Origin of the sequence: Bartonella sp. 11B, assembly GCF_002022625.1 — a bacterium.
GTDB lineage: Bacteria > Pseudomonadota > Alphaproteobacteria > Rhizobiales > Rhizobiaceae > Bartonella > Bartonella rochalimae.
In genome coordinates this window covers 1-17,500 of record NZ_CP019783.1, presented here as the reverse complement: position 1 = coordinate 17,500, position 17,500 = coordinate 1, and the positions used below count along the sequence as shown (strand labels likewise).

Here is a 17,500-nt window from a genome sequence, read left to right as displayed (position 1 = left end):
ATAAAGGGAGTGAGAGACTCCCTCGCCGAAAGTCCAAGGGTTCCTGCTTAAAGTTAATCTGAGCAGGGTGAGTCGGCCCCTAAGGCGAGGCCGAAAGGCGTAGTCGATGGGAACCACGTTAATATTCGTGGACCTGTGGGAAGTGACGGATTGCGTAAATTGTAAGGTCTTATTGGATTGATCTTGCAGTGAAGGAATTCCAGGAAATAGCTCCCACGTATAGACCGTACCCGAAACCGACACAGGTGGACAGGTAGAGAATACTAAGGCGCTTGAGAGAACTACGTTGAAGGAACTCGGCAAATTGCACGCGTAACTTCGGAAGAAGCGTGACCCTTTAGCGGGCAACCGTTAAAGGGTGGCACAGACCAGGGGGTAGCGACTGTTTACCAAAAACACAGGGCTCTGCGAAGTCGCAAGACGATGTATAGGGTCTGACGCCTGCCCGGTGCTGGAAGGTTAAGAGGAGATGTGCAAGCATTGAATTGAAGCCCCAGTAAACGGCGGCCGTAACTATAACGGTCCTAAGGTAGCGAAATTCCTTGTCGGGTAAGTTCCGACCTGCACGAATGGCGTAACGACTTCCCCGCTGTCTCCAACGTAGACTCAGTGAAATTGAATTCCCCGTGAAGATGCGGGGTTCCTGCGGTTAGACGGAAAGACCCCGTGCACCTTTACTATAGCTTTACACTGGCATTTGTGGCGATATGTGTAGGATAGGTGGTAGACTTTGAAGCAGGGGCGCAAGCCTTTGTGGAGTCGTCCTTGAAATACCACCCTTATCGACATGGATGTCTAACTGCGGTCCGTTATCCGGATCCAGGACAGTGTATGGTGGGTAGTTTGACTGGGGCGGTCGCCTCCTAAAGAGTAACGGAGGCGCGCGATGGTAGGCTCAGAACGGTCGGAAATCGTTTGTTGAGTGTAATGGCATAAGCCTGCCTGACTGTGAGACTGACAAGTCGAGCAGAGTCGAAAGACGGTCATAGTGATCCGGTGGTCCCGTGTGGAAGGGCCATCGCTCAACGGATAAAAGGTACGCCGGGGATAACAGGCTGATGACCCCCAAGAGTCCATATCGACGGGGTTGTTTGGCACCTCGATGTCGACTCATCGCATCCTGGGGCTGGAGCAGGTCCCAAGGGTATGGCTGTTCGCCATTTAAAGCGGTACGTGAGTTGGGTTCAGAACGTCGTGAGACAGTTCGGTCCCTATCTGCCGTGGGTGTAGGAATATTGACAGGATCTGTCCCTAGTACGAGAGGACCGGGATGGACGTATCTCTGGTGGACCTGTTGTGGCGCCAGCCGCATAGCAGGGTAGCTATATACGGACGGGATAACCGCTGAAGGCATCTAAGCGGGAAACCCACCTGAAAACGAGTATTCCCTGAGAACCGTGGTAGACCACCACGTTGATAGGTCAGGTGTGGAAGTATGGTAACATATGAAGCTTACTGATACTAATCGTTCGATAGGCTTGATCGTTCTCATTCCCTCTATTCATTTAAAAAAACAAAACAAATTAAAATAGCAATAAGACAACTTCTCTTTCCTTTCTATGCTTTTCGCTGACTTGGTGGTTATGGCGGAGCGCCTGCACCCGATCCCATCCCGAACTCGGCCGTGAAACGTTCCAGCGCTGATGGTACTTTGTCTTAAGGCACGGGAGAGTAAGTCGCTGCCAGGTCTGCTAAGCGCATAGAAAGAATTCTTCAACACTCTTCAAAAAAATATCTAAAAATCGTCGTATCCTTTCTGCGACAATTCTTCCGTGACGCGGGGTGGAGCAGCCCGGTAGCTCGTCAGGCTCATAACCTGAAGGCCGCAGGTTCAAATCCTGCCCCCGCAACCAGTCTCGGATCAATAAGTTTGTATCAATAAAATAATCCTTAAAATAAACGCGACAAGAGATCGGTAGGCGATCCAACACAAAAAAAGACTCCTTCCTCTTTGGAGCGGTGTTGTTGGGGGAATAATAAAAAACCACTGGAAAAAGATCCTTCTCAGGTGAGACATCCGTTTTGAAGGCATGATGCATCATGAGGGAAAATATCCAGGTCACTTCAAATCAATGTACTAGACGTCAAGAGAGAAGCGGGAAGAGGATCCGTTTCAGATGAGACGTCCGTTTTGAAGGCATGGATGCGTCATGAGGGAAAATACCCAGGTCGCTTCAAATCAATGTACCGAGACGCCAAGAGAGAAGCGGGAAGAGGATCCGTCTCAGATGAGACGTCCGTTTTGATGGCATGGTGCATCATGAGGGAAAATACCCAGGTCGCTTCAAAGAAAAAGGGTCTTTAATAAAAAAGCTGCACACGTGGTGCAGCTTTTGTAAAGCTGGTTTTACTTTGTAGAGTTCTTAAAGGTTGATCAGCCTCTTTTGTCTCAAAATCGAAATTTTACAATGTGTAAGAATGAGACCGTCTCTTATGACCATAATATCCAGAAATGCTGGCAATTACAGCACCAAGAAGGCTCGCAAAAAAACTCCACAATCCAATCTTAGAAGCTGTGCTTATGGCTTTATCCGCAATTGCAAAACTGTTTTGGGCTCCTTTATGAGTAGGAGCATTCTGCGAGAGAGCTTCTACCTGTTTGTTCAGTGATTGAATAGCTTCTTTAGTTTTTTTGTTCGCTGTTTGATAAATATCAATCGCACGTTCTGCAGTATTTTCTGCTTCAGCTTGTGATAGTCCATTGTTTGTCAGCTGATGGATGACATCGCGACGATCAATCTGGGTGTTCAGCTTTTTAACACGATCCGAAAGGCGTTCGCCGAGTTGTTTAACCAAAAGACGATAGTTAGAAGGATCATTCTTAAAAGATGTGATGGTAGAACGAAGGTCTTTGACTGATTCTCTATAAGCGTTATAGAGATTGTCCGGATTGAGGGCTGGAATATCACTTTTATTTAAAAGTGCCTGTAAGTCATTGCTGAGTTTGTTAAAATCAAACAGAGCATTCCTTTTATCGTTGAAAAAATCCTCAAAATTTTTACGGTCTGTGAGAGGAACAAGTTTGCCACCTTCTGAACTAAAATCACTGATCGCTTGTTTCGTTGTTGTTGCAACTCCTGAAACAGTCTTAGCGCCTAAATGAGCTGCGCCAGAAAGTAAAATTGCACTTTGGAGCGCCACCAAAAGCATAAAAAGGGCCCAGGTCAAAAAACCGTGAAGCGCTCCTGAGTGATCCGAAAAACGACCAGCAACATAACCTCCAAGACCAAAGCTTAGACAAAAAATAAAAATTGAACTCACCCCAACAGAGAGAAAACTCTTCTCTAGTGAAAAGGGAGAAAAAAAGGTCATTTGGTTTAAGCCTAAGGCTGCTAACAAAAATGAAAAACAAACCGATGTTGCTAAAAGCGTTAGTAATCCAGCAAAAATCGAGGACCAAGATAAAACAGACGGTCTATAGTGACAACTTTCCGTCTCTAAAGAAAATTCGCCTGTAAAATGTCGCTCTAAGGGATGCTTCGTTGGGATCCGCGTTTCCATATCTCTCTCTCCTTCAATAATTCTTAAACTTAAAATGAGAAAAACCAATGCAAGTTCCAAAAAAAATGAAAAAAGGAAAAAACAAACTGAAATCAAAATGCTAAAAAGCTTAAGAAGGAGACAAAATAATACGCAACAAGTATAGCCTATCTCACTCCGCACTGTGAAAAAAGAAAATCACACAAACAATATTGCTCAGACTTCTTCAAAAGGAGAAACCATACAAAAAAACATAAAAATGAAAAAAAACAAAAACTGTCAACTCGCTGAGCATTTTAAAGTAAGCAACAGATAACAGAAAAATAATCCAAATATACAATAATTAAATATCAAATAAGAAATTGGAAAAGGCCTTAAGAGAATGATTTTAAAAGCGTGAGGAAAGATTTTATGAGATAAAGCTTTTTGATTATATGTTGTTTTTTAGCTTCTTTGATGGCACGTTTAGGGAAAAAATTGATATCATTAAGTTGGTGATAGAGGTGATATTGTGGTGGTGTATAACCGCAATTATATAAAATCGTTGCAGCGTTTGTTATGATAAGATAGACACAGTGATCTATCAAGACACATTGCTGCTATTGCTGCTAGAGAAAAACAATGGCTATGAAACAAGAAAGAACAAAAGCCCGTTTACCCCGCGGTTTTATTGACCGCACAAGCGCGCAATTATATAGTATTGAAACAATGGTTGCTCAAATTCGTGAGGTTTATGAACTTTACGGTTTTGAGGCATTGGAAACGCCGATTTTTGAATATACGGATGTTCTTGGTAAATTCTTGCCCGATTCAGATCGACCAAATGCGGGTGTTTTTTCTTTGCAAGATGATGATGAGCAATGGATGTCTTTACGCTATGATTTGACTGCTCCGTTAGCTCGTTATTTTTCCGAGAATTTTGAAACTTTACCTAAGCCCTATCGAAGCTATCGTTATGGGCCAGTTTTTCGGAATGAGAAGCCAGGACCAGGACGTTTTCGACAATTTATGCAATTTGATGCCGATATTGTTGGGGCACCAACGGTGTTGGCTGATGCAGAAATCTGCATGATGGCAGCAGATAGTCTAGAAAGATTAGGGATTCAGCAGGAAGATTATGTTATTCGTTTGAATAATCGGAAGATCTTGGACGGCGTTTTGGGATTGATTGGTCTTGGCGGAAAGGAGCAGGAGGAGAAACGCTTAACTGTTCTGAGAGCTATTGATAAGCTCGATAAATTTGGTTCAGAAGGGGTTCGCTTGCTTTTAGGGCAGGGGCGTTTGGATGAAAGTGGTGATTTTACCAAAGGAGCGGGACTAAAGGACAAAGAAATTGAGTGTGTTCTTGCTTTGATGGCTGTTAGTGCTGAGACAGCTGAGGAAACAATTGATAATCTGAAAAAGATGGTTGAGCATAGTGATCAAGCGCTTGAAGGTCTCTGTGAGCTTGAAGAAATGCAAGCGATTTTTGCTGAAAATGGCTATCAGAACCGTATCAAAATTGATCCATCAGTTGTGCGAGGATTAGAATATTATACAGGACCTGTTTTTGAAGCTGCTCTACTTTTTGATATTTTTAATGATGATGGGCAAAAAGTTGTGTTTGGATCTGTTGGTGGAGGGGGACGTTACGATGGGCTGGTTGCTCGCTTTCGTGGGGAAAATATTCCAGCAACAGGTTTTTCTGTTGGTGTTTCACGTTTGATATCTGCTTTGCAAAATCTTGGCAAACTTCCTGTGAAGGAAACGATAGGTCCCGTTGTGGTTTTAATGATGGATAAAGAACCAGAAGCTCTCGTACGCTATCAAAAAATGGTCATGCGTTTACGCCAAGCGGGGATTCGATCTGAACTCTATTTAGGTGCATCAGGGATTAAAGCACAGATGAAATATGCTGATCGGCGTCGTGCGCCGTGTGTAGTTATTCAGGGGGCACAAGAGCGCCAAGAAGGAAAAATTCAGATCAAAGATTTGGTCGAGGGAGCACGTTTATCCCACGAAATTAAAGATAATCAAACATGGCGTGAGAGTCGACCAGCACAAATAACTGTCGATGAAGATCAACTCGTTCAAACAGTTCAAAATATTCTCGTTTCTCAAAGATCATAGAATCTTTAAGGCTCAAAAATCATAAAATCTTTAGGAACGGAAAAAACTTAAAAATCCCTTCCCTTTTTTATATAAAAAATAAGGGAAGGGAGGGAAAAATCAGGTGGGAAAATAACCGCTACTGGGAAAATAACCGCTACAATTACCCTTGTAGGATCTTTAAAATATTTTGTGGTGAGGAGACTTCGTAAGGATCTGTGGCACAATTGTCTGATATGCCTGGCTCTTCAAACCATTGTTCAATTATGCCATCCTGAATCACAGCAGCATAGCGCCATGACCGCATACCAAAACCGATATTATCTTTGGCAACCAACATTCCCATTTTCCGTGTAAATTCACCCGATCCATCGGGAATAAGTTTCACATTTTTAATGCCTTGGTCTTTTCCCCATGCATTCATAACGAAAGCATCATTTACGGAAACGCAATAAATTTCATCAATACCTACTTTTTTAAATTCATCATAGAGTTTTTCAAAATCAGGAAGTTGAAAAGTTGAGCAAGTAGGTGTAAAGGCTCCGGGCAGGGAGAAAAGAATAACCCGTTTTCCTTTGAAATAAGTGTCGCTGTTGACATCTTGCCACCGATAAGGATTATCGCCACTCACTGATTCATCACGAACACGTGTGTGGAAGGTAACATTGGGAACTTTTTTTCTAAACATGATTGCACTCCTGTGCTTTATATAAGAAGGGTATTTCCGACAATTTTGAGTTTTGTTTTATCTTTAAGGATGTCGTATAGTTTCTTTAATTTGCAGGTATTTTATGTTTGCGTCAAGAGAAATTAATAATCAATTTTAAGGGAGTATTCATGTTTCAATTAAGTCATTATGCTTTGCAGGTGTCAGTATGACGGCGAATATTATTTCATGACGGTGAATATTATTTCGACAACGGCTTTTAAAGATCAAAAGCTTGGAACGTCTGGTTTGCGCAAAAAGGTATCGACTTTTCAACAGCCTCATTATGTTGAAAATTTTATTCAATCTATTTTTAATACTGTGGGACCTCTTAAGGGAAAATTGCTCATTTTGGGAGGAGATGGACGCTATTTAAATCGGACACTTATTCAGATCGTGTTAAAAATGGCTGCTGCCAATGGTGTTGGATGTATTAAAGTCGGTAAAGGAGGGATTTTATCTACACCTGCTGTTTCGCATCTTATTCGCAAGTATCATGCTCATGGTGGTATTATTTTCTCGGCAAGTCATAATCCTGGAGGAGAACAGGGTGATTGCGGGATAAAATATAATATTTCTCATGGGGGACCAGCACCTACTTCTTTGTGTAATGCTATTTTTGCTGCATCACAACATTTGTCTTTTTATAAAATTGTTGACGTTTCAGAGATCAATTTAGATAGGCAAGGAACGGTATTTATTGGGTCTATGCAGGTTGATGTGATCGATCCCGTTGCAGATTATAGTGCGCTGATGCAGGAAATTTTTGATTTTGAGTGTATTGCTCAAGCGGTTTCTGAAGGATTAAACTTCCGGTTTGATGCAATGCATGCTGTGACGGGCCCTTATGCGCAAGAAATTTTTGAAAAATGCTTAGGATTTCCTGAAGGAACAGTTGTTCATGGAATACCTTTACCGGATTTTGGTGGCAAACATCCAGATCCGAATTTGGTTCATGCTAAGGATTTATATGATTTATTAATGTCAGAGAAAGGGCCTGACTTGGGAGCTGCTTCTGATGGCGATGGAGATCGTAATCTTATTATTGGTCGCCAACAATTTATCACTCCTTCTGATTCTCTTGCGATTATGGCTGATCATGCTTCTTTAATTAAAGGATATCGACGAGGTCTTGTGGGCGTTGCACGCTCTATGCCAACTGGGCGTGCTGTCGATTGCGTTGCAGAGAAAAAAGGATTGAATTTGTTTGAAACGCCAACGGGGTGGAAATTTTTCGGAACACTCCTTGATGCTGGAAAAATAACTTTTTGTGGGGAAGAAAGCTTTGGCACAGGGTCGGATCATGTGCGCGAAAAGGATGGATTATGGGCTGTTTTATTCTGGTTGAATCTTCTTGCTGTTACAAAAAAAACAGTGGCGCAAATTGCTCAACAGCATTGGCGTACCTATGGACGTTTTTATTTTTCACGATATGATTATGAAGAGGTGGAGTCCCACAAAGCTTTTGCAATGGTAGAACAATTATCCGCATGCTTACCAGAGCCAGGAACAAAAGTAGCTGGATTAACGGTCGAAAAGGCCGATGATTTTATTTATCATGACCCCATTGATCATAGTGTGAGTATACGGCAAGGGGTCCGTATTTTTTTTGACAATGGGGCACGTTTAGTGGTTCGTCTTTCTGGGACGGGAACAACAGGAGCTCTTGTTCGGCTTTATCTTGAACAGTATGAGGGAGATCCCCGTAAGCATAATCAAGATCCACAACAAGCTCTTCATCCTTTAAAGCAAGCTGCTTTTGAGGTGTTAAAAATCAAACATCATTTAGGACGAGAACAGCCCGATATTATTACATAAACGTTTTTTTGGCAATAATTCTTCTCTTATTGTGGATGAATCATCTTTTGAGGATCAACAAGTCGATCATAATCAGCAGCAGAAACACCTGCTTTTAAAGCTTCTTCACGGAGACTTGTCCCATTTTTATAGGCTGTTTTAGCAATTTCAGCGGCTTTTTCATATCCAATTTCTGGAGCAAGAGCAGTAACCAACATGAGAGAACGTTCCATCAAAGCGTGAATATGCTCTCTATTTGCTTGTAATCCTTGGATACAATATGTCTCAAAAGAGCGCATACAATCTCCTAAAAGATTAAGTGATTGCAATACATTATATCCAATAACTGGCTTATAGGTATTGAGTTCAAAATGTCCTTGGCTGGCAGCAAATGTGATGCAGCTATGGTTGCCAAAGACTTGGCAAGCAACCATGGTCAAAGCTTCACATTGTGTTGGATTGACTTTTCCCGGCATGATAGAAGAACCTGGCTCATTTTCTGGAAGGTTCAACTCACCTAATCCTGAACGAGGTCCCGATCCTAAGAAACGAATGTCATTGGCAATTTTGAACAGGTCAGCTGCTAAGGCATTGAGGCTGCCATGAAAATGCGTAAGAGCTCCGTGATGAGCGAGCGCTTCAAATTTATTATGAGCGGTTTTGAAAGGGATCCCTGTAAGAGTGCTTATTGTTTCGGCAAATGCTTTATCAAAGCCCGATGGAGCATTGAGACCTGTTCCGACGGCTGTGCCTCCTTGAGCAAGCATTTGAACATCGGTGAGTGCTGTTTCAATTCGTGTGCGATTGGCTTCTAGAGCGGTACGATAGCCTGAAAATTCTTGTCCTAATGTAAGAGGTGTTGCATCTTGAGTATGGGTTCGCCCGATTTTGATGATGTCGGTAAATTCTTTTTCTTTTTTCTGTAGGCTCGCAATAAGGGCATCAAGAGCTGGTAACAGATGTTGGCGTGTTTGCAGTGTGGTGGCAATATGTAAGGCTGTGGGAAAGGAATCGTTAGAGGATTGGCTCATATTCACATGATCATTCGGGTGAACTGGTGTTTTGCTTCCAAGAGCTCCTCCCAAAAGGACATTAGCATGGTTGGCAATGACTTCATTGACATTCATATTGCTTTGTGTGCCGGAGCCTGTTTGCCAAACAGAAAGAGGAAAATGAGCATCGAATTTTCCTGCAAGGACTTCATCAGCTGCAGTAACAATCGTTTGCCCGATATTTTGCGGAAGTTTTCCTTTTTCCATATTAACGAGAGCTGCGGCTTTTTTAATAAGACTTAAGGCATAAATTACGGTCAAGGGTTGTTTTTCTATCCCTATATTAAAATGATGAAGGGAACGTTCCGTTTGTGCTCCCCAATAACGATCATTACGTACGGCGATTGTTCCAAAACTATCAGTTTCTTGACGAGTTGTAAGCATGACGACCCCTATGATGATTCATTTAAGTTTTTTATACTATAGATTAATCAAAGAAAAATTAAGTGCTAAAATTTTTTATAATGGAAAACAGTTAACAAGACTATTGCTCAAATTTTCCACGAGAGAAAACGGAGGACGACAAAAAGGTGCAGATTAATTTTTATTGAGAACCCTTGACATTGTAACAAGGCATTTTTATATTTGTTTTATTGTTAGCACTCGTCGCAAGAGAGTGCTAATAGGAACTTAAGATTAATTCAGTTATATTAAGTTTTAAGGATATAAAACATGGCTAATATACAATTCCGCCCACTTCACGATCGTGTCGTTGTTCGTCGGGTTGAATCTGAAAATAAAACAGCTGGTGGGATTATCATCCCTGATACAGCAAAGGAAAAACCTCAAGAGGGTGAAATTATTGCGGTTGGGAATGGTGCTCTCGACGATAATGGAAAGCGCGTTCCTCTAGAAGTGAAAGCAGGAGACCGCGTCTTGTTTGGCAAATGGTCTGGAACTGAAGTTAAGATTAATGGTGAAGACCTCTTAATCATGAAAGAGTCTGATATTATGGGAATTTTGGGTTAATCCAATTTCTCAATTATTTTATTTGATTATTTAAGACAACTCCAAGGAGAAATTAAATGGCTGCTAAAGAAGTCAAATTTGGCCGTGAAGCGCGTGAGCGTTTATTGCGCGGTGTTGATATCCTTGCTAATGCTGTTAAGGTAACGCTCGGCCCTAAAGGGCGCAATGTGGTAATTGATAAATCATTTGGCGCGCCTCGTATTACAAAAGATGGTGTATCTGTTGCAAAAGAAATTGAATTGGAAGATAAGTTCGAAAATATGGGCGCGCAAATGTTGCGTGAAGTGGCTTCGAAAACCAATGACATTGCAGGTGATGGAACAACAACAGCTACTGTTTTAGGACAAGCAATCGTACAAGAAGGTGTAAAGGCTGTTGCTGCTGGGATGAACCCAATGTGTCTCAAGCGTGGGATTGATGCAGCTGTTGAAGAAGTCGTTGAAAATCTTTTCAAAAAAGCAAAAAAAATTCAAACTTCAGCAGAAATTGCGCAAGTTGCAACGATTTCCGCAAATGGTGCTGTTGAAATTGGGAAAATGATTGCCGATGCTATGGAAAAAGTGGGCAATGAAGGCGTCATCACAGTGGAAGAAGCGAAAACAGCTGAAACTGAATTAGAAGTTGTTGAAGGTATGCAATTTGACCGTGGCTATTTGTCTCCTTACTTTGTGACAAATGCTGAAAAGATGGTTGCTGATCTTGATGATCCTTATATCCTGATTCACGAAAAGAAACTGTCTAATTTGCAATCTTTGCTTCCTGTTCTTGAAGCAGTTGTGCAATCCGGTAAACCTCTCCTTATTATCGCAGAAGATGTGGAAGGTGAGGCTTTGGCAACCCTCGTGGTTAATAAATTGCGTGGTGGTTTGAAAATCGCTGCTGTTAAAGCTCCAGGATTTGGTGATCGCCGTAAAGCGATGTTAGAAGATATTGCTATCTTAACATCGGGTCAGGTTATTTCTGAGGATGTTGGCATTAAGCTTGAAAATGTTACCTTAGATATGCTTGGACGTGCAAAGAAAGTTAATATCACTAAAGAAAACACAACCATTATTGATGGTGCTGGGCATAAGGCTGAAATTACTGCACGTGTTAACCAGATTAAAGCACAGATTGAAGAAACAACTTCTGACTATGATCGTGAAAAACTGCAAGAAAGACTCGCAAAACTTGCTGGTGGTGTTGCCGTTATTCGTGTTGGTGGTGCAACAGAAGTTGAAGTGAAAGAAAAGAAAGACCGTGTTGATGATGCCTTGAATGCAACACGAGCAGCTGTAGAAGAAGGTATTGTTGCTGGTGGTGGAACTGCACTCTTGCGTGCTGCAAATGCATTGACTGTCAAAGGAAAGAATCCTGATCAAGAGGCTGGTATCCACATTGTACGCCGTGCTTTACAAGCGCCAGCACGTCAAATCGCGATGAATGCAGGTGAAGAAGCGGCAATTATTGTTGGCAAGGTGCTGGAAAATAATTCAGATACGTTTGGTTACAATACCGCGACAGGGCAATTTGGTGACTTGATTGCTTTAGGAATTGTTGACCCAGTAAAAGTTGTCCGTTCTGCTTTACAGAATGCTGCATCGATTGCAAGCCTTCTTATCACAACAGAAGCAATGGTTGCTGAACTTCCAAAGAAAGAGACACCAATGCCTCCAATGGGCGGTGGTGGAATGGGCGGAATGGGCGGAATGGATTTCTAAGTCGCCTTCGTCAAAGATAAAAGAAAAACGGGCCTACTGGCCCGTTTTTCTTATGCTTGTTCTTTCATTTTATGACCAAATCAGCTAACAAATTTTTGCTTTGCTCATTTCAGTATATCTTGTGTTCAATAGATCTTTTTTCTTGTTTTATTGGATGCATGATTTACGATCAATAATTTCTCTTGAACAAAGGCGGGATGTATGACTCAATTGCCTCAGTGTCCTCAGTGTGATGGTCTTTATACTTATGAAGACAATGGTCATTTTATTTGTCCTGAATGTGCGCATGAGTGGCCTCAAAACAAGAATGAAAAGCTTCCTATCTCTTTTGAAGTTTATGATGTTAATGGTCAGCTTTTAGCAAATGGTGATAGCGTGATGGTCATTAAAGATCTTAAAGTGAAGGGGTCTTCATCTGTTTTAAAAGCGGTACAAAGGTTAAGAATATTCGTTTGGTAGAGGGAAATCATAATATTGATTGCAAAATACCTGGAATTGGTCAGATGGCTTTAAAGTCAGAATTTGTAAAAAAGTTTAATACCAAAAAATGATCATCCTACACTGATGCTCTCTTTTTCAATAATAAAAGGAAGGAAGAGAGAGAAAAGAGCGTCAAAATACTCATTTTTATTTTGCAAGAAAGTATCCAATTCTTACTTGCTCTTTATTATAGAGAGAGAAATATTCTTCTTTTCTTCCTGTACTGTTTTTTATGCACTCCATAAGTTTTTGAAAAAATAGTTATTCATATCAAAAGTTTATGAGCAGAGTCAGTAAAAGAAGAGAGAGCATAATAGTAAAATAGTATTGTGTTTTGGATCTTGTTTGTTAAGAATTTAAGTCATTGGTGAAGAATGCAATGGATGCCGAATGAGAGACAAAATATCTTTTATCGGAATTCTATAAGATTACAGTTATTACTGTTGCACTTGACTTTACTATTCGTTATTCCATTTTTTTCCTTTTGCATTCATGGTATAATACATATCTATCCTTAATTCAGTATATAAACTATTGAATCAATAGTTTATATTGTAAAAAAATATCAGTAGATGATTATGCAGGGATTATACTATTTATAAAATGTATTATTAAATGTTGTATCAAAATATAAGGAAGAATTTATGAGCGCATCAGCAACCAATGTTCAGTCAAATATCGAGAATGTTGCTTTAAATTTTCCAATTCCTGAAAATGTGTTTGCGCTTACTGTTCAAGAGGTTCATCATTATACGGATAATTTATTTAAATTTCGCCTTAATCGTCCGGAAAGCTTTCGTTTTCGTTCGGGCGAATTTGTTATGATTGGTTTGCCGAATGCAGAAAAGCCAATTTATCGCGCTTATTCAATTGCAAGCCCATATTGGGATGAACAGCTCGAATTTTTTTCGATCAAGGTTCCAGGAGGACCATTAACAGAACATCTTCAAAAAATTAAAATTGGTGATACAGTTTTAATGCGTAAAAAATCGACTGGAACTTTAGTTCTTGATGCTCTTATCCCTGGAAAACGTCTTTATCTTCTTTCAACAGGGACAGGTGTTGCTCCTTTTGCAAGTCTTATTCGTGATCCCGAAACATATGAAAATTTTCCCAGGTGGTGCTTATTCAAACAACACGTGTGTGTAATGAACTGACATATGCGAAAGATCTTGTTGCTTCTTTAGAGCATGATCCGTTAGTTGGTGAATATGTAAAACAGTTGAAATTTTATCCTATGACCACCCGCGAACCTTCAGAATATATGGGACGCATTACCACTGTTATGGAAAGCGGTGCTTTTTTTGAAAGAACTGGATTGCCGAAAATCAATCCTACGGAAGACCGTGTTATGATTTGTGGTTCGATGGCAATGCTGAAAGATTGTGCTAGGATATGTGAAACCTTTGGTCTTGTTGAAGGAGCCAATAATGCCCCGGCGACTTATGTTGTGGAACGGCCTTTGTGGGATAAAGAGCAACCTGTTTTACAGAATAAAAGGTGCTCATTCGTTTTTAATTTTTCCATTCCGATCGATATGAGGAAACATTTCAATAAATTCTCTTTGTGAACTCTATTTATTAGATGAACACAGAAAGTGGTAAGGTATTCTTATATTATTATAGCTTTCTGTAAGAAAAATTATATTTGAACAAAAGATAATTCAGGATTTGAAGAAGAGTGATTTCATCAGCAACTTCGGCTGAAAATGAAGATATGCATAACTTGTCCTGTCTTTCTTATTTGAAATGCGCCTATGGGTAGGAAAATAATTACCTTTATAATCATAATAACTGAGGAGCTGTGATGCTGGGATAGTGTCATTTTCTTTTGATAAGGGTGTTCTCTTTTCATAAAAAGATATTCTGCGTGTAGAAGCAAATGACAGAATAATATAAAGAAAAGGACGAATAGTTCTTGAAATTAAATAAAACCCGCGTTATGTCGATGTTATGGAAAAGAAATTTAAAGTTGCTGCTCTTTATTGCTTTGCAGATTTGAAGCATTATAGTCAATTGCAAAAGCCTTTGCTGAATTTATGTCAGACAATGGCATTAAGGGAACTCTTCTTTTAGCAAAAGAGGGAATCAACGGCACTGTTGCTGGTTCCTGCAGTGCAATTGAAAGTTAATAGATTTTATCACTGCAGAGCCTACATTTCAAATGCCCGAGATTAATATTCATGGGCTTCAAAAATGCCTTTTCATCGTTTGAAGGTGCGGCTAAAAAAGAAATTGTAACAATGGGATTGAAGATGTTAATCCGTTAAAAGTTGTTGGAACGTATGTAGCACCTGAAGACTGGAATGCTCTTATCCAAGATGAAGAAACACTTTTAATCGATACACGGAATGATTATGAATATGCGCTTGGGAGTTTTCAAGGAGCCATTGATCCTTGTATTAAAACATTTCGTGAATTTCCTGAGTGGATTATGAACATGAAAGCGATTTGAAAAAGAAAAGAAAATTGCTATGTTTTGTACAGGGGGTATTCGGTGTGAAAATCAACCGCTTATGTCCGTAGCCTTGGTTATGATCAAGTTTATCACTTAAAAGGTGGTATCCTCAAATATTTGGAAACTATCCCAAAGGAAACAGTTTGTGGCAGGGAGAGTGTTTCGTTTTTGATGAGCGTGTTTCTGTAGGACATGGTCTCGAAGAATGTGGACGCGAATTGTGTCGCGCCTGTCGTTCCCCTCTTAGTGCTGAAGATAAGCTATCCTCTCATTATGAAGAAGGTGTCTCTTGTGATGCTTGTTATAATACCGGGATGAAGTGATAGACAACGCTTTCGGGAACGTCATAGACAATTTCAATTATTAAATTGCGTGCAGCGTATCCTCATTGTGAACAATAAAGCCTTCTTTTATATCATTTTAAAAAAGAATATTTTAAGACTGAACATTCTCTAATTTATGGTTAGATATACAGATAATAAGGGTACAAGCTTGTTCTTGTTTCCGATGATATGTTTCTTTTTGCATCATTTTTTGATTAAAAGTTAAAAAAGTTTTAAATTAAAAAAATGATTGAAATGAATAAAAATTGGCTTTATACGCGATGTTGCCCAAAGTCGCACGTGCCTGTGGGTGTCCGCTGGTTTCAAATGGTGGGATTAACCGGTACGGTACCTGGAACTAACCGCTCCAGTCATTCTTATGACCAATCAAAAGAATGAGGACATCTTGAAGCAACGACGTGCGGGCCTTTCTGGTGTCTTCCAGCTGTTCAAATGCTGGATAACTAAGAGGCACACCTCATTGCCTCAGTGCGGAATTGGCTTCTCAATCCAATCAAAAAGGCAGACAACGTAGAACAATGCGGTTTTCGCGCTGTTTTTTCGTGGCATGCAATGCTTATTTCTTCCCGGTTGTTTTTAATCGGGTGAGAGAGTGGATGTATGTCTTTTGTTTTTTTTGCTATTGGCAGCGTTTGCTGCTCATTGGCGTAAAGTTAGGGATGTCTTGTCCCTAGGGAGAAGTGCAAATGGCAACGCAACGTATTCGCGATTTTCTTGCAACGCATCGTTCTGAAGGGCCCTGTTTGGTTGTTGATCTTGATGTTGTTCATGAAAATTATTTAAATTTTGAAAAGGCTCTTCCACAGTCACGTATTTTCTATGCAATCAAAGCAAATCCAGCACCTGAGATTTTGCGCTTGCTTGTTTCTTTAGGATCGTCTTTTGATGCTGCTTCTGTAGCAGAAATTGAAATGGCTTTAGCGGCAGGTGCTACAGCTAATCGTATTTCTTTTGGTAATACGATTAAGAAAGAGCGCGATATTGCGCGTGCGCATGCGCTTGGTATTTCACTTTATGCCATTGACTGTTTTGAGGAAGTAGAAAAAGTTGCTCGTGCTGCACCGGGAGCTCGTGTTTTTTGCCGCGTTCTTACTGATGGAGAAGGAGCAGAGTGGCCGTTATCGCAAAAATTTGGCTGTGTTCCTTCTATGGCTGTTGATGTCTTACGTTATGCGCATCACTTAGGTCTGCAGGCCCATGGTGTTTCCTTTCATGTGGGTTCTCAGCAGACAGATTTGAATGCATGGGATCGTGCTTTATCGGATACAGCTTTTGTTTTTAAATCTTTGGAACAAGAAGGTATTCAGTTGCAATTAGTGAATATGGGCGGTGGTTTTCCGACACGTTATTTGAAAGATATTCCAACAGTGCAAACCTATGGTATGTCCATTTTTGATGCATTGAAAAAATATTTTGGGAATCGTATTCCTGAAACAATTATCGAGCCAGGGCGCGCGATGGTAGGTAATGCGGGTGTTATACGCACAGAGGTTGTTTTGATCTCTAAAAAAGGAAAAAATGATAACGTCCGTTGGGTTTATCTTGATATTGGCAAATTTAATGGTCTGACTGAAACTATGGATGAAGCCATTCGCTATCCTATTGAAACGGCTCATGATGATCAAGCAATGGAACCATGTATTTTAGCTGGTCCGACGTGCGATTCGGCAGATATTATGTATGAAAAAACGCCTTATTTGCTTCCTCTTTCTTTAACAATAGGTGATGAACTCTTGATTCATGGGACCGGTGCTTATACAACAACTTATGCATCTGTTGCATTTAATGGTTTTGAACCTTTACGATCGTATGTAATTTGAGATTTTGTATAAGGTACCTCTCTATTTTTGCCTAATGGGGTGTTTAAGGTGCGGTTTAATGGGTAACAGAGATGAAAAAGATTCATTTTCAAGCAAAAAATGGTGCACGTTTTACGCTTATGTCTGAGCAAGAAGCCGATGCTCTTCATCGGGAGAAACTTCTCGATTTGGTCATGGGAGAAGAACGTAAGCATAAATCATCAGAAATTTTACGTTGCGGCGGTTTCCAGCTTTTGGACTTTCTTTTGTTGTTAAAAATTTCTTGATGAGCTCGTAGGAAGTGTGCGTCTTTGGAATATTACTTTTCACAAAGGGCAAAATGAGATTCAAGGTGCTTTGCTTTTAGGGCCTTTAGCTGTGGCAACTGAGTGTTCTGGTCTAGGCATTGGGTCAGTTTTAATGCAGCATTCAATTGAAACAGCAAAACAATTAGGCCATGGTGCTATTTTCCTCGTGGGAGATTCTGAATTTTATCAGCGTTTTGGTTTTTCAAGTCATTTAACAAAAATTTCGCTATGCCTGGAGTTTATGAAAAACATCGTTTTCAAGCTTTGGAATTGATCCCTCAATATCTTATTGGATGTCATGGTCTTTTAGTTTCAAGTGG

Annotated in this window: 8 protein-coding genes, 1 tRNA gene, 2 rRNA genes and 4 pseudogenes (1 of these 15 cut by a window edge); 12 read left to right on the top strand and 3 right to left on the bottom strand. The window is 40.4% G+C overall.

Going from position 1 to position 17,500, the window contains the following annotated elements:
- The 3 genes from Bho11B_RS00075 to Bho11B_RS00065 form a co-directional block, all read left to right on the top strand.
- Positions 1-1,486 (top strand): 23S ribosomal RNA (locus Bho11B_RS00075) (it extends 1,325 nt beyond the left edge of the window).
- Positions 1,487-1,573: 87 nt separating this feature from the next.
- Positions 1,574-1,688, top strand: a 5S ribosomal RNA gene (rrf, locus tag Bho11B_RS00070).
- A gap of 88 nt (positions 1,689-1,776) precedes the next feature.
- Positions 1,777-1,853: transfer RNA gene (locus Bho11B_RS00065), tRNA-Met, on the top strand.
- A gap of 550 nt (positions 1,854-2,403) precedes the next feature.
- On the opposite strand, the gene Bho11B_RS00060 is transcribed toward Bho11B_RS00065, so the two are convergent.
- Entirely contained in the window at positions 2,404-3,501 is a 1,098-nt protein-coding gene (locus Bho11B_RS00060; RefSeq protein ID WP_078674114.1) for a TIGR04086 family membrane protein, read from the bottom strand.
- Positions 3,502-4,101: 600 nt separating this feature from the next.
- Here Bho11B_RS00060 and hisS point away from each other — a divergent pair.
- A complete protein-coding gene (gene hisS / locus Bho11B_RS00055) occupies positions 4,102-5,589 on the top strand; it encodes a histidine--tRNA ligase (protein ID WP_035007453.1) in 1,488 nt (495 codons plus the stop codon).
- Between the two features lie 142 nt (positions 5,590-5,731).
- On the opposite strand, the gene Bho11B_RS00050 is transcribed toward hisS, so the two are convergent.
- Positions 5,732-6,256, bottom strand: coding sequence for a peroxiredoxin (locus Bho11B_RS00050; protein ID WP_035007454.1), 525 nt, complete (start codon positions 6,254-6,256; stop codon positions 5,732-5,734).
- Positions 6,257-6,463: 207 nt separating this feature from the next.
- On the opposite strand from Bho11B_RS00050, the gene Bho11B_RS00045 reads away from it, so the two are divergent.
- Positions 6,464-8,092: an alpha-D-glucose phosphate-specific phosphoglucomutase gene (locus tag Bho11B_RS00045; RefSeq protein ID WP_078673962.1), complete on the top strand. Its 1,629-nt coding sequence runs from the start codon at positions 6,464-6,466 to the stop codon at positions 8,090-8,092.
- Positions 8,093-8,118: 26 nt separating this feature from the next.
- Here Bho11B_RS00045 and fumC read toward each other — a convergent pair whose 3' ends face one another.
- The gene (gene fumC / locus Bho11B_RS00040) at positions 8,119-9,507 is read right to left on the bottom strand and encodes a class II fumarate hydratase (RefSeq protein ID WP_035007456.1); all 1,389 of its coding nucleotides are present in this window, start codon (positions 9,505-9,507) and stop codon (positions 8,119-8,121) included.
- A gap of 288 nt (positions 9,508-9,795) precedes the next feature.
- Here fumC and groES point away from each other — a divergent pair, with 288 nt between their 5' ends.
- From groES to Bho11B_RS00005, 7 genes and pseudogenes are all read left to right on the top strand, one after another.
- Positions 9,796-10,092, top strand: a complete 297-nt coding sequence (gene groES, locus Bho11B_RS00035) for a co-chaperone GroES (protein WP_035007457.1) — start codon at positions 9,796-9,798, stop codon at positions 10,090-10,092.
- A gap of 56 nt (positions 10,093-10,148) precedes the next feature.
- A complete protein-coding gene (groL, locus tag Bho11B_RS00030) occupies positions 10,149-11,792 on the top strand; it encodes a chaperonin GroEL (protein WP_035007459.1) in 1,644 nt (547 codons plus the stop codon).
- Positions 11,793-11,993: 201 nt separating this feature from the next.
- Positions 11,994-12,343 (top strand): annotated as a pseudogene (locus Bho11B_RS00025) (zinc ribbon domain-containing protein YjdM).
- A gap of 573 nt (positions 12,344-12,916) precedes the next feature.
- Positions 12,917-13,842 (top strand): annotated as a pseudogene (locus Bho11B_RS00020) (ferredoxin--NADP reductase).
- A gap of 382 nt (positions 13,843-14,224) precedes the next feature.
- A pseudogene (locus Bho11B_RS00015) lies at positions 14,225-15,130 on the top strand (rhodanese-related sulfurtransferase).
- Between the two features lie 629 nt (positions 15,131-15,759).
- Positions 15,760-16,893 (top strand): type III PLP-dependent enzyme, encoded by a 1,134-nt coding sequence (locus Bho11B_RS00010; protein ID WP_078674122.1) that lies wholly within the window; start codon positions 15,760-15,762, stop codon positions 16,891-16,893.
- Positions 16,894-16,964: 71 nt separating this feature from the next.
- Positions 16,965-17,500, top strand: a pseudogene (locus tag Bho11B_RS00005) (GNAT family N-acetyltransferase); the annotation flags it as partial.